Source organism: Candidatus Omnitrophota bacterium (genome assembly GCA_025453395.1).
GTDB lineage: Bacteria > Omnitrophota > Gorgyraeia > Gygaellales > Profunditerraquicolaceae > JAlOQK01.
The window spans coordinates 67,389-80,187 of sequence record JALOQK010000007.1; the positions used below are offsets into that span (position 1 = coordinate 67,389).

Sequence of the window (12,799 nt, forward strand, 5' to 3'; positions counted from 1 at the left end):
GGGATTATTTAGAAAAAGTGTTCTCTGGAAGAGGAATACCTTTAATCTTAATTTCTTCCATAAAAGTAGGCAGCTCTCCGGTAGGCTTAAAATCTCCTAAAACCTTGCCTTGAGCATCTATGCCGGTTTGCTTGAAGGTAAATATGTCTTTCATGGCAATATGCATATCGTCTTTCATGCCGGTTATTTCAGTTACCTGCAGGACCTTGCGGCTGCCGTCGGAAAGCCGGGCAGTATGCACAATGATGTTTACTGCCGAGGCGATCATCTCGCGAATGGCCCTTATAGGCAGTTCAATCCCGGACATTAAGATCATGGAATCAAAACGCGACAAAACATCCCGGGTAGAATTGGCATGCACTGTGGTCATGGAGCCGTCGTGCCCGGTGTTCATTGCCTGAAGCATGTCCAAAGTTTCTACCCCGCGGCATTCCCCGACGATAATGCGGTCCGGGCGCATTCTTAAAGTATTGCGGAATAAATCGCGTATAGTTACAGCGCCCCTTCCCTCAATGTTTGCCGCACGAGATTCAAGACGAACCCAGTGCTCCTGGCTTAATTTAAGCTCTGCGGCATCCTCAATAGTAACAATGCGCTCTTGATCGGGGATGAAAGCTGATAAAATATTAAGCACCGTGGTCTTGCCGCTTCCGGTACCTCCGGAAACAATGATATTCTTGCGGCATAAAACGCTTGCCTTAATAAAATCTGCCATCCCCTGGCTGAGCGAACCCATGCCGATTAGCTCTTCAATCTTAAACCTTTCTTTGCGGAATTTTCTTATGGTAAGCGTAGGCCCGGTCAAGGAAAGAGGAGGAATAATCGCGTTGACACGCGAGCCATCCGGAAGCCGCGCGTCCACCATAGGGACTGACTCATCAATTCTTCTTCCGATGGGAGCGATGATTCTCTCAATAATTGTTTTAAGCTGGTCATTGGAAATAAATTTCTTGCTGGTCATCTCTATTTTTCCGAAACGCTCAACATAGATTTCATCTTTATTGTTTACCATAATATCCGTAATGCTGGGGTCGGCCAAAAGGTCTTCCAAGGGGCCTAATCCCAACGCCTCGTCAAGCATCTCCTTGACTAATTTCTTGCGTATTTCCGACGATGAAATAAGGCTGCCCGCCTCTTCGGCAAGAAAATTTGTCACCATCATTTCGGCCTTTATTTTTAACTCTTGCGTTTTCTTACTGTCGGCAAAGGTGCGGGAATCCATGCGCTTTAAGTTAAGCTCTTCAATAAGCCGGGCGTGGATCCTGCGCTTTAAGATAAGGATCTCATCATCGCTGCTATAAACTTCCGGCTCCTGCAGTGGCTCGGTCAAGCCTTGCTGCAGCCAGAAATCCCCTCCCTTAGAAACAAGGATCTCTTTAATCTTTAATTCATCTATTCTGCGCGCTGGCAAATATAATTTCTCATTTACAGCTAAATCCTGGGCTAAGGCTTTAATGGCCATGGCAATCTTGGTCTTGGGACTGTCTATCACAAGCGGCACCCCGCGGTTTATCGCCTGCCCGCAGATTTTACCTTCAGACGGGATTTTAGCGATGATCTCTGCCGGCAGGTTTACCCGCACCTCCTGCCAGCTGATGCTTGCCAGAGATTCCGCGCGGTTTAAAACTATTCTTGTCATGGCTAGAGGAAAATGTAAAAATTGCAATGTGTCAAGAGCCCATTTGGTTTGGTATATGGAAAGGATATCCGGGGTCACTACAAGCAAAATAAGGTTGGATTGATTAAGGGTAGCTATAAAAACATCGCTGAATTGCTTTCCGGCGTCAACAACAATATAATCGTAAGACTTATCCAGGCTTGCCAATATATTCTTGATCTGCAGGGGATCAACATGCGGAGCTGACTGCGGACGGGTGACCGCGGGGATAAAATCAAGATTCAACAAAGAATTATGAAAAATATAATCTTCTTTATTTGCCGCGCCAGGGGTCCTTTTTAATTGGCCTATCCAGTCAGCCATGGTCTTGGTAGGATGCATATCCAGCATCCGCGCCATGTCGCCAACTGCTTGCATATCCAGATCAATAAGACAGACCTTCTTGGCCTGGTCATTAGCCAAAGAAACAGCCAGATTAGAAGCAAGAATAGTCTTTCCTACTCCGCCTTTTATGCTAAAATTAACAATGATTTTTGCCATGATTTTATCTTAAACGAAACTCGATAGGAATATCTACCCACGCCTCTTGCTTATCCATTGCAACAGGAAAGCTCGGATAATTAGAAATTCCCCTTGCGGCGATAAGCGCCTGTTCGTCAAGAATATCGTACCCGGAAGAAACTTTAATAATGCTGTCCACGAGGGAACCGTTGGCGGCCAGATGAAGGCTGATTCTGACTATTCCTTCAATCCCGGCCTCTTTTGCTGCGGAAGGATAAGACAAAATATCTACTATTTTCTTCTGTAAAAGTATGCTGTATTGCCTTAATGCTTCTTGGGAAGATTCTGCTGAGTCTATCTTGGGGGCTGCCGGAGCGGCCAGCGCTTCTTTTGCTGCCTGCGCGTCTGGTTCGCGAGATACAATTGTAGGCGTAAGAGTAATATACAATTCAACATTGCCTCTTTCGCCGCTTCCGCCCCCGGTAAGATGAGATTTTTTACGAAATAGCATTCCTATAATCGGAATATCACCTAACCCGGGAGTCTTGGTAATGTCTTCAGATTCTTTCTGTTTTATCAATCCTCCGATAGACATTATCTGCCCGCTGTTTATAAAAAGCTCAGTAGAGGCATTGCGCTTAGAAAATGGGTAGGCTTGCGCGGTGCGATTGGTAGTTAAACCGATATACTCCACTGAACCGGGCTCACTTACTTCTACGTTAACCCCCAGCTTAATCTTTTCACCACCCATAACTACAGGCTTCATCTTTAGCTTAATGCCGTATTCCTTATATTCTACATCTGTGCCTTCGGCGCCGCTACTACCGCTTACAGTAGTAGTAAAAATAGGTTTCTCTCCGCCCACTAACAATTCTGCTTCTTTGCCGCTCTGACATGCCAGGCGCGGACGGGAAAGAATCTTGGCTTTTCCTTCTTGGACTAAGGCGTTTAAAGTCCAGGCAAAAGCCGTGCGATTCAGATTGGAAACACTAAAAAGATTTGACCACTTAGCTCCGGCAGCTGAAATCCCCGCAGAGCCAACTTCAGTAAGAGTAACTCCGTTTGAATTCATTAAGGGATTGCTTAAGCCCAAAGAAGTTGTCGCGTCTTTATCTAATTCAAAAACCTCTACGTCTATTTCTACCACTGCCTCTTCTTCTTTGACTTCGATCAAATCTATGATCTTGTCTTTTAATTCCGCCAAGACGGTAAGCACTCTTTCTTTATCTTGAGGAAGCTTTACTCTTCCTAAAAGAAGTATTTTTTCTTCTTCCTGCGAGGCCTTAACGTATATTTCAGGAAGATTTAAATTCGTGATTAGCTGTTGGGCTCTTTTAAAGGCGCCTTGAATATCTTGGGTAAAGACATTTACCTTATAAGACTGCTCGCCATAGCTATCCCAGAAAATAAGCGTGGTAGTGCCTTTTTTCTTAGGGATAAGCGTCATTTCGCGTATCGTAACATTAGCCACATCAGCCACTTCCGGATTAGCAATAACAACGCGCGAGGGATGATTCACTGACAATACAAAATTATCGCCCAAATAAAGGCTTAATTCTGCCTGTGTGTCCTGTGATGCCCCTAAAGAAAAACTAAAGCCCAGAACCAACGCCGCTACCAAAATTAAGGATTTTATTTGTTTTTTCATATTATTTTTCTAAAAGAACTTTCTCCTTGTTTGTCCCGCGGTATATTTCCACGTAATCGCTTGGTTTATGCACCTCTTGTTGGACCGGGGCCTGCGGAAAAACATACTGCAACACCGCGTCCCAAGTTGCCGGCTGTACCGGCTCTATCTTATTATCTCCGGGCGCGCGAAGGGAAAGCTTGATTTTTCCCTGCTCCTGGACAAAAGCAATTAAATTCGCCTGTTGCGCGTCTAAGGCAAGGGTAATCAAAGGCGCCTGATCTTGCGCAACTTCTCTTTTCGCTCTTATGCTAATAACGTTACTTTCGGAAGAGCGCAGTTTCTGCCCCACAGCCAATACCTCAATATTCTGAAAAATAGGCAGGCTGATTAATTGTGTTACAACTTTGCCATCAGCGCCCTGCATGGCCTGAGGGATCATCGCGATAACATCCACTTTATCTCCAGATTTAAGCATTCCGGCAACCGCGGCAATATTGTCTACGGAAATAGTGATTGCGCGCTTCCCAGCGGGAGTGATCGCCGAAAGGTCTGAACTTTCCTGACGGGAATAAGAAAGCTTGCTCATTAAGATCTGATCGCCTTTGTCTATATCCGCGATAGCAACCATCCCGGCTAAACGATCGGCAGAAGTAACCGCCCCGGACTGGATATTCCTGCTTAATTCTATTTTAGCAGTAAAATCCCCTGCCTCAATAGCTTTTCCTTTAGGGATATCTCTTGCGGCAACCAAAACAGAAACCTGTTCTTTTCTAAGTTCATTAAACTTAGCACGGGCCAATTCCTGCGCCTTTTGCTTTTCCTGATTAATATATGTCAGGGTGGCAAAAATCGCCCCTACTGCGAAAACTCCTCCCACGATAAGATAGATCTGCTGTTTTTGTAGGGCCATTTTATTTAATTTTGTTTTCGTACACCTCTACCTTGATATTGCTTGAGGTGGCTTTGTTATAAAAGTTTTCCAATTCTTTTTCCGTCTCTAACATGGTCAACCTTTCCTTAAGCTTATCCTGAACATCGGCAAGAGACATCTGTTTTCCTTCTTTAACAGCCTCTATTTTGACGATATAATAACCATCAGGCCCTTTGAACACGGGGCTGGGCGTATTCTGGCGCAGCCAAGATGAAAATGCCACCTCGTCAAAGGCCGCGAACTTCTCTCCCCGCATCCCTTTGCTTAAAAATCCTAAATCTCCGCCGTCTTTCTTGGAATTTGCTATAGAACGGCTTTGAGCTATCGCCGCAAAATCCGCGCCTTGCACTAACTCGCTATAAATTTGGTTGGCATCTGCCTCATTAGCTGCGACAATTTCCCTGATTTTACGCTGTTCCGGCTGCTTCAACTGGTCCTTAACCGAATTATAGGCTTCTTCTATCTGGGTGGAACTGACATTTATATTCTTCACGATATCTTCACGCATCTTCTCGGCCAAGAACGTAGACTTATACCTTTCCAGGCTTTCTATGGCCTCTTCATCCCTATCCATACCGCGGTCAAGCGCAGACTGATAAAAAACCAGCCTCTGTAAAACCACGTTTTTCAGGTAATTTATTTTCTTCTCCGCGCTGTCAATCTTATTTTCCTGCTTTTTCTCTTCAGACAAGCCCAGAAAATCTAAACTGGTGTTATACGCCTCTATTTCACGGTCTAATGCCTCCAAGGTAACTGGGATATTGGCGACTTTGGCGATAACTGTGCCTCTTACCTCCACAGCGGAACCTGAAGGCGCCTTTTGTCCGGGAAGCTTTATCTTATCGCATCCTGCTAAGCCCGCCAAAATAATCAAAGCTGATATCAAAAATACTGTTTTTTTCATTTTAATTATCTCCTTAAACTAAAAATTTAGAAATAAAAAAAATCCAGCCGCATTATTTTTATTTGCGCTGGATAAATCTGTTTTCCCGAAGACCCCCTGCATCTAACCTCCCCTTGAGTTGTTAATGTTGTAACACAAAGTTTTTATAAATGCAAGACTTTTTTAAAAATTCCTTACTTATTTTATTTTTGCGCGCCAAAAGAGTAATTGCAGACTGAATAATCCGGGTAATGGGCGCGTATAGCATCGATATTTTTCCCGCTTATAAGATAAAGCCTCTTCGCGTTAAGAAAGGGGTTTCTTTTAAAATCCGACCATCTTACGAAAAACGGAGCTTCTTTTTCAAAATTTGGAGAAGCCCGTAAAAAAATGATTGATTTCTCCGGGCAGCTGCGGTTTATGTCTTCTCTTGTTTCTTGCACAAATTTAAACCTTTGGGAATACTTATCAAAATCACGAACAACCTGCCAGGCCTGCGCGATAATACAGGCGGTAAAAATAAAAAGGAAAACGCGTTTCGGGGCAATGCCCCGCAAGGCCCTGATCCCGTCAATTATAAAAATCGCCAAAGGAGCAATTAAAATATACCAATAACGCGCTCCATATTGCGGCCAGGACGGATACTGCGGCAACACCGAGGGGGTGATATTGTATACGGCTATAACTAAAAAACAATAAAAAAGAAAAACCGCGCGTAAACTCTTAAATTTATCGCCTGCCTGCTTAAAACAATAAAAACTTAAAGCTATAAAAGGCGCCCAACAAGCGATATAGGGCAGAAAATACTTTGTTAATAGCGGATAAAAGAGCGCCTTTATGTTATACATGTAGATATTAAGAAAAAGCCTGAAGTTTTCCATCGGCGGCAACATATAGGATTTTTTGCCATAAAGGATCTTGAAATCCGAACCCCATACCGAATAGGACACTATGCCATATTTTCCGGTTAATATTTTGTTATAAATAACCAGGGCTGCTGCCCCCCAGGCAGATAAAATGCAAAAAAGAAAGAATGTTCTAAATTTTCCTGGCAGCTTCGCCCTTAAAAATCCGAAGCTTAACGCAAGCCACAAACAGAAAGCGTCCAGGGGCCTTATAAAAACAACTGCCCCAATCGCTAATGCGCAAAAATATAAAAACTTATTTTTCCCTAAAGATTTGCATTTTTGGTAAAATAAAAATCCCAGGCTTGAAAAAAACAACACCGCCGGATGAGAAAAATAACTTGCGCCATAACCTAAAAAGTAGCTGCTGGAAGCGATAATCACAACCCCCAATAAAGAAAACAAACTTCCCGCTAATTCCGCGCCCAAAAGATAAATCACAAAAAGCGTGCCCGCGGAAATAAGCGGATTAACAAACCCCGAAAATCCCAGCCTCTCTCCTAAAGATAAAATCAAAGAAAAACCCGCGGGGTATTTCGAAAATAATTTTCCATCTAAAAAAATCGTATAGACCTCAAAAAGCTCCCTGAGCTTGCCATCGGCATTAAGATACATTCGCCCAGAGGCGAAGATCTTAGCTTGATAAAGATAATTGTATTCATCCATGCTGAATGGATAATCGCAGAAAATAACTACGGATATGTAGGATAGCGCGGCAAAAGCGGCAAGCACGATAGCGGCAATAGCCCAACGGCGCGAAAGAAAATATTTATAACCCATTTAGCGCGTCCTTGAATTTTCTGCCGGCATTCTGTTTAAATTTCAGGCCATCCGCCAAAACAGCTATGCGGAATCTGTAAATTTTCGCTTTGCGAAAATTTACTAGCCCCAACCGGATTTGAACCGGTGTTTAGTGGCTGAGAACCACGCGTCCTAGGCCGGGCTAGACGATGGGGCCGTATTAAAAAGTCAAAAGTAAAAAGGTAAAAGTAAAAAGTAAAATGAAAAACTAATAACTGTGGAAGCATTTTACTATAGCAAATAGTAGCGGTCAATAAGTTTAATCGGGCCCCGGCGCATAAACTTATTGACCATAGAGTATTACTTTAATATACTATTATTAAAATGCAGATAGGCGTAGGAATTAGCAGGGAAACTGAACCGCTTTTAGCTGGGCGCGATGCCAGTCGCCAGGCTTTGTACAACCTCAAAAGCCCTAAGGCAGATCTTGCGATAGTCTTTAATTGTGCCGGCAGCTATTCTAAAGAAACCCTTAAAGTAATCTCATCATATATAGGGGATATCCCGATATTCGGCTGCGGCGGGACAGCCATCATCTGTGATTACGGCATCCTCAAGCACGGCCTGATCATCATGCTTATAAGCCTGGTTACAGGAGAGAATTTCACTATCGCTTCCGCGGCAGCCGGGGGAGGAAAAAATCCTTCGCAGGCAGCTGAAGAGCTATCTGACAAACTTATCGCCGGATTTCAAAATATCCGCAGGGATTTCGGGATCATCCTCACTGACCAAAAGACAGATTTCATGTCCGGGTTGCAAAAAAGGCTGGGAAAAAGTTTCCCCATGGTCGGAGGGTACCTATCAGACACTTTTCTGCCCCAGAAAAATTCTCTCTACTCTAACATGGAAAATTCCCAAGATGCGATTATCGGCATGCTCTGGGCGGGAAAGATTAATTTTGGCATTGGCGCAGCGCACGGATGGAAACCGCTTGGAAAACCACGCCAGGTAACCGCATCTGACGATAACGTAGTTTATGAGATAGACGGCCAGCCGGCAATAAATATCTATAAGGAATATTTCGCGAAAGATTCTTCCGGAATAAACGAATCCTTGAGGCGCATCTCAATATTATACCCTCTAGGCATACACCTAGATGAGGAATACCTTCTAAGAAACATTACCTGCGTGAATAATAACGGCTCTTTATCTTTTCAAGGAAATATCCCTGTGGGATCCTGGGTCAGGCTGATGATCGGGACAAAAGAATCCTGTTTAAACGCCACGCGCCAGGCAATAGCTGAAGCGCAGCAGAACCTTGACCTTGGTAAAATAAAATTTGTGCTTGTGTTTAACTCAATTTCAAGATATATATTACTGGGCAGGCACGCTAAGCATGAAATTGAAATATTGCGTAAAGGAATACCCGGACATGCCCAGCTTTTAGGTATTTACACTCACGGAGAAATTGCTCCGTTAAAAGGCCTGAATTATCAAGGCACAAGCCTTCTGCACAACCAAACTATTTCTGTCTTGGCGGTGACAGGATAATATGAACGAATCCCTGCTTAATATAATAGGAATTGGCTCGATAATCACTGTCTTCTCGCTTATCGCGGTGTTGATCATTAAAATGGAGCAATTAAAACACGCCCGGGAATTTGTGGTAAGCCTGCAGAGGTCGCTTGATGAAATGGACGAACAGGCCAAACTTATCGTGCGCACCGATATGGAATTAAACAAGGCCCAGGAAGAATTGGACAGAAAGGTAGGCGGCCTCTATGTTGTGCAGAGGCTTTCGCGCACCTTAAGCACAAACCTTGAAGAAAACCAGCTCTTCCGCATGATAAGCGCGGAACACCTTGAAGATTTGGGCTTTGAGAAAGCCTGCGGATTTTTGTGGTCGGAAAAAGAACTATTATTCCGCGTAAAATTCGGGATCGGATACAGCCAGCAGGAGTTAGATGAAATAAAAAACGCGGTAAACATAGAAAAAGAGATGTACCATGAACTTATTCAAAACAAACATTCACTGTCTTCGGTGGGCATACCGGAAGAAACACAGCTTCGCTCTAAACTTGAGAACGTCTTTAGGGTGCGGGATTTTGTCATCGCTCCGATCTTACCCCGCGAAGGAGAAAGAGGCATGGCTATTTTGGGCACCCGCAACCCGGATGCCACTATTACCGATGGCACCGAAGAAATGGTGAATATTTTTGCTACCCAGCTTGGGCAGTCGCTTGAAAATGCCCGGCTTTTTGAAAAAACCTGGAAGGCGCAGCAAGACCTGGAAAGAAAAGTTGAAGAAAGGACCCGGGCGCTGCAAAAAGCGCTGGACGAGCTTAATGTAATAAGCAAAAGAAAAAGTGATTTCATTTCGGCAGTCTCGCATGAATTAAGAACGCCTCTTACCTCCATAAAAGGTTACGCCTCAATACTGTTGGCAGGAAAATTGGGGGCGGTGCCTGAAGAGATCCGTTTACGCTTAGATAAAATAAACCGGCACAGCGACGAATTAACCTACATGGTCAATGACCTGTTGGATATAGCCCGCATTGAATCCGGTAAAATTACCATGAACCGCACATCACAAAACTTGAAGGAAGCTCTGCCGGCAGTCTTTGATCTATTGGCGATACAATTAAAAGAAAAACAGATCCAATATTCTTTTGAAACGGCGGATAACGCGGATATGGTCCTGGCTGATGCCCAACAGCTAAACCGCGTATTCATTAACCTGATAAGTAACGCCTTAAAATTTACTCCCATCGCAGGAAAAATTACCGTAAAAAGCCGCCTTGCGTCCCATGAATCGGTGCAGATTGATATATCGGATAACGGCTGCGGCATTCCCGATGATGCCAAAGAGGCTATTTTTGATGAATTCTACCGCGTAGATAATTTGATCAATCAAACCGTTAAAGGAACCGGCCTGGGGTTATCTTTAGTAAAGAAAATTATAGAGGCCCATCAAGGCCATATCTGGGTGCAGGATAATCCCGGAGGCGGAGCAACATTCAGTTTCGTTCTGCCTAAAGCTTAAAAAATATAAGGAGATAAAAAGGCATGCCCACGAGAATTCTCATCGTTGACGACGACCCGGATATCCGCGACATCTTAAAAATAACCCTCTCCGAAGAAAATTATCAGGTCATTGAGGCCTGCGACGGAGAAGAGGCCCTGAAAATCATCCAGACAAAACCATTGGATCTGGTGCTTCTGGATTATAAAATACCCAAAATAGACGGCAGAGAAGTATGCCGCAGGATAAAAACAGATATCCTCTTAAATCACACTCCGATTATCATGGTCACCGGAAAAGGCGATATAAGCGACAAGATAAACGGAATTGACGCCGGAGCCGACGACTATATCGTCAAACCGTTTGAGCCCAAAGAACTTTTGGCGCGCATCCGCATGATTATCCGGCGCACTGCCAGAGACCTAGAGGCGAATCCTTTAACTCGCCTTCCGGGAAATGTTTCCATCTTAAATGAGTTGTCCCGGCGCATGGAAAGCCACGCCATCTTCGCTGTGTGTTATATTGATCTGGATAAATTCAAGGCCTATAACGATAAATACGGGTTTGAGCATGGCGATGATGTCATCCGCGAAACAGCCAGGATCATTGTTAATACCCGTCAGGTGCTGGGCAACACAGATGACTTTATCGGCCACATCGGAGGAGATGATTTTGTCTTTGTCACAACCGCCGACAAAATTGATACTGTCTGCAATAAAATAATCCAGGATTTTGATAAAAAGGTGCCTCTATTTTATAACGAGACCGACCGCCGGCATGGCTATATCATATCCAAAGACCGTCACGGGGTAGAGCAAAAATTTTCTCTTTTATCCATATCCATCGGAGTGGTCACTAATCAAACCCATAGAATAGACCATGTGGCGCAAATAGGAGAGATCGGGGCGGAATTAAAATCTTTTGCCAAAAGCCAAGGTAAAAGTAATTACGTTAAAGATAAGCGCGAATATAAAGAATAGATTTATTGCATGCGGGCGGCCAGCTCCAGGATCGTTCCCACCAGAAACGTCTTCAAGAAAATAATCGCCAAGAAGGCGATTACCGGAGAAATATCAATCCCCATTTGCATCCCAAAAGGCAGGATGCGCCGGATCGGAGCCAAAATTGGTTCAGTTACTGCTTGCAGAAACTGCACAATCGGGTTAAAAGGATCGGGGTTTACCCAGCTTATTAAAGCGCGGATTAAAATCAGCCAATAAAGCGCGGTTAAAATAATTTCAACCATTTTAGCTATCGCGACCAAGAAATTAGACAAGACAAACATCTTTCGCCCTCTATAATTTATTAGTGCGAGGGGAGGGAGTTGAACCCTCACAACCTTGCGGTCAACAGCCCCTCAAACTGCCGCGTCTGCCATTCCGCCACCCTCGCATAATATATTCTTTGTTAATTTAAAAAACCATAAGCTTTAAGAGAATGAGAAATTAGGATGAGTACTGGGTTTAGGGTTAGAATGCGGGTGAGGAAAAATCTATTATTCCTCATAACTCATCCCCACTCCCAACCCACAACTCACAACCCACAACTCATTCACGGGATATAAGATATAATAACGCGTTTATTCTACTTTAGGAAAGGATTTTCGTCAAGAAAGATTGGAGCGCCGGGAAATAAACTCCACTAGCTTTTTTATAACCTCTTCGTCTTCGGATTTTAAAAAAAGGAATTTGGCGTGCGTATTATAGACCATGCCCTGAATAATTTCCTGCGAATCCACAACCTGGGCAAAAACAGTCACCGGTTCCGGCCGGTTAGGAAGCCTGACCTCCATTTGCAGCTTTTCTTTGGGGAAAAACTTCCGGTTGGTGGTAAAACATATCCCGCCCCGGCTTAAGTTATGGGTTTGCGATACATCTATCTTGTCAGAAGTCTCCACCGGCCGGTAAGAAACAATAAACCGACCCTGCACGCGCAAAAAATTCCGGCGTTCATGATCCGGTGGATACATAAGCCCTACTCCGAGCTTTTATTCTTTGCTCTTTCCTCGCCCAGAAACCACTGGGCATCGGCAAGCTCTTTCTTAAGATATTCTATTTTAATATTTAGTTCCTGGCACCTTTGTTCGGCGCAAGACAGGGCTTGTTCCAGATGCTGGTTAAGCGACCTTGATTCTCCCAAAAACCATTGGCTTTGATTGTAGTGGTATTGCAGGTTTTTTAAATCTTCACTCAAGCGCTGGCAGAGGTTGTTTTTATCCTCTAATTCTCTTTCTATCTTCTGACGCCTGATCTTTTCTTCACCCAGATACATCTGGGCGTTATTGAATTCTTTCTGAATGGATTCAATCCAGTGCTCCCTCTTCTTAATCTCGTCCACCAGCTGGTTGATATTAGAGATCATATTGTCGCTACCGGAATTAAAATCAGACATGGCAAATCCCCTAGCTTTATTATAAATTTTAGCACGCCGAGAAACTATTGCAATAGAAAAATTAATATTATGCTGGTATGGCGAATTGCAACTCTAATTGCGACAAAATTTAAATCCCTGATCAAAGCCGTTACTTTGTAAGTATTCGCTAGCTACCTGCCTGGGAGTCTTATACCC

11 protein-coding genes and 2 tRNA genes are annotated in these 12,799 nt (G+C 43.9%); 3 read left to right on the forward strand and 10 right to left on the reverse strand.

What is annotated here, in order from left to right; genetic code table 11:
* Nucleotides 1-4 precede the first annotated feature (4 nt).
* From tadA to MUF05_06680, 6 genes are all read right to left on the reverse strand, one after another.
* Nucleotides 5-2,158 (reverse strand): Flp pilus assembly complex ATPase component TadA, encoded by a 2,154-nt coding sequence (gene tadA / locus MUF05_06655; protein MCU0666756.1) that lies wholly within the window; start codon nucleotides 2,156-2,158, stop codon nucleotides 5-7.
* 4 nt (nucleotides 2,159-2,162) lie between these two features.
* Nucleotides 2,163-3,767 (reverse strand): TonB family protein, encoded by a 1,605-nt coding sequence (locus MUF05_06660; protein MCU0666757.1) that lies wholly within the window; start codon nucleotides 3,765-3,767, stop codon nucleotides 2,163-2,165.
* Between the two features lies 1 nt (nucleotide 3,768).
* Nucleotides 3,769-4,659, reverse strand: a complete 891-nt coding sequence (gene cpaB / locus MUF05_06665; GenBank protein MCU0666758.1) for a Flp pilus assembly protein CpaB — start codon at nucleotides 4,657-4,659, stop codon at nucleotides 3,769-3,771.
* Nucleotide 4,660: 1 nt separating this feature from the next.
* Entirely contained in the window at nucleotides 4,661-5,584 is a 924-nt protein-coding gene (locus tag MUF05_06670) for a peptidyl-prolyl cis-trans isomerase (GenBank protein ID MCU0666759.1), read from the reverse strand.
* A 182-nt stretch (nucleotides 5,585-5,766) separates the two neighbouring features.
* Nucleotides 5,767-7,248 (reverse strand): hypothetical protein, encoded by a 1,482-nt coding sequence (locus MUF05_06675; protein ID MCU0666760.1) that lies wholly within the window; start codon nucleotides 7,246-7,248, stop codon nucleotides 5,767-5,769.
* A gap of 103 nt (nucleotides 7,249-7,351) precedes the next feature.
* Nucleotides 7,352-7,426, reverse strand: a tRNA-Glu gene (locus MUF05_06680).
* A gap of 167 nt (nucleotides 7,427-7,593) precedes the next feature.
* On the opposite strand from MUF05_06680, the gene MUF05_06685 reads away from it, so the two are divergent.
* From MUF05_06685 to MUF05_06695, 3 genes are read left to right on the forward strand one after another with little or no spacing between them, the layout of a single operon-like run.
* Nucleotides 7,594-8,760, forward strand: a complete 1,167-nt coding sequence (locus tag MUF05_06685; GenBank protein MCU0666761.1) for an FIST C-terminal domain-containing protein — start codon at nucleotides 7,594-7,596, stop codon at nucleotides 8,758-8,760.
* A 1-nt stretch (nucleotide 8,761) separates the two neighbouring features.
* Nucleotides 8,762-10,252 (forward strand): ATP-binding protein, encoded by a 1,491-nt coding sequence (locus MUF05_06690; protein ID MCU0666762.1) that lies wholly within the window; start codon nucleotides 8,762-8,764, stop codon nucleotides 10,250-10,252.
* Between the two features lie 23 nt (nucleotides 10,253-10,275).
* Nucleotides 10,276-11,211 (forward strand): response regulator, encoded by a 936-nt coding sequence (locus tag MUF05_06695; protein ID MCU0666763.1) that lies wholly within the window; start codon nucleotides 10,276-10,278, stop codon nucleotides 11,209-11,211.
* A 2-nt stretch (nucleotides 11,212-11,213) separates the two neighbouring features.
* Here the strand turns inward: MUF05_06695 and MUF05_06700 are convergent, their stop codons facing one another.
* The 4 genes from MUF05_06700 to MUF05_06715 all read right to left on the reverse strand — a co-directional run bounded on the left by MUF05_06700 (nucleotide 11,214) and on the right by MUF05_06715 (nucleotide 12,622).
* Nucleotides 11,214-11,516, reverse strand: coding sequence for a YggT family protein (locus tag MUF05_06700; GenBank protein ID MCU0666764.1), 303 nt, complete (start codon nucleotides 11,514-11,516; stop codon nucleotides 11,214-11,216).
* A 24-nt stretch (nucleotides 11,517-11,540) separates the two neighbouring features.
* Nucleotides 11,541-11,623, reverse strand: a tRNA-Leu gene (locus MUF05_06705).
* 214 nt (nucleotides 11,624-11,837) lie between these two features.
* Complete coding sequence (locus MUF05_06710) at nucleotides 11,838-12,200, reverse strand: PilZ domain-containing protein (GenBank protein MCU0666765.1); 363 nt, start codon at nucleotides 12,198-12,200, stop codon at nucleotides 11,838-11,840.
* Between the two features lie 5 nt (nucleotides 12,201-12,205).
* The gene (locus tag MUF05_06715; protein MCU0666766.1) at nucleotides 12,206-12,622 is read right to left on the reverse strand and encodes a hypothetical protein; all 417 of its coding nucleotides are present in this window, start codon (nucleotides 12,620-12,622) and stop codon (nucleotides 12,206-12,208) included.
* Between the last annotated feature and the right edge of the window lie 177 nt (nucleotides 12,623-12,799).

Bases quoted from the DNA above. Each gene is read 5' to 3' on its own strand.
- MUF05_06660 (MCU0666757.1), bottom strand. From the start codon at position 3,767: ATGAAAAAACAAATAAAATCCTTAATTTTGGTAGCGGCGTTGGTTCTG.
- MUF05_06710 (MCU0666765.1), bottom strand. From the start codon at position 12,200: ATGTATCCACCGGATCATGAACGCCGGAATTTTTTGCGCGTGCAGGGT.
- MUF05_06690 (MCU0666762.1), top strand. From the start codon at position 8,762: ATGAACGAATCCCTGCTTAATATAATAGGAATTGGCTCGATAATCACT.
- tadA (MCU0666756.1), bottom strand. From the start codon at position 2,158: ATGGCAAAAATCATTGTTAATTTTAGCATAAAAGGCGGAGTAGGAAAG.
- MUF05_06685 (MCU0666761.1), top strand. From the start codon at position 7,594: ATGCAGATAGGCGTAGGAATTAGCAGGGAAACTGAACCGCTTTTAGCT.
- cpaB (MCU0666758.1), bottom strand. From the start codon at position 4,659: ATGGCCCTACAAAAACAGCAGATCTATCTTATCGTGGGAGGAGTTTTC.
- MUF05_06675 (MCU0666760.1), bottom strand. From the start codon at position 7,248: ATGGGTTATAAATATTTTCTTTCGCGCCGTTGGGCTATTGCCGCTATC.
- MUF05_06670 (MCU0666759.1), bottom strand. From the start codon at position 5,584: ATGAAAAAAACAGTATTTTTGATATCAGCTTTGATTATTTTGGCGGGC.
- MUF05_06700 (MCU0666764.1), bottom strand. From the start codon at position 11,516: ATGTTTGTCTTGTCTAATTTCTTGGTCGCGATAGCTAAAATGGTTGAA.
- MUF05_06715 (MCU0666766.1), bottom strand. From the start codon at position 12,622: ATGTCTGATTTTAATTCCGGTAGCGACAATATGATCTCTAATATCAAC.
- MUF05_06695 (MCU0666763.1), top strand. From the start codon at position 10,276: ATGCCCACGAGAATTCTCATCGTTGACGACGACCCGGATATCCGCGAC.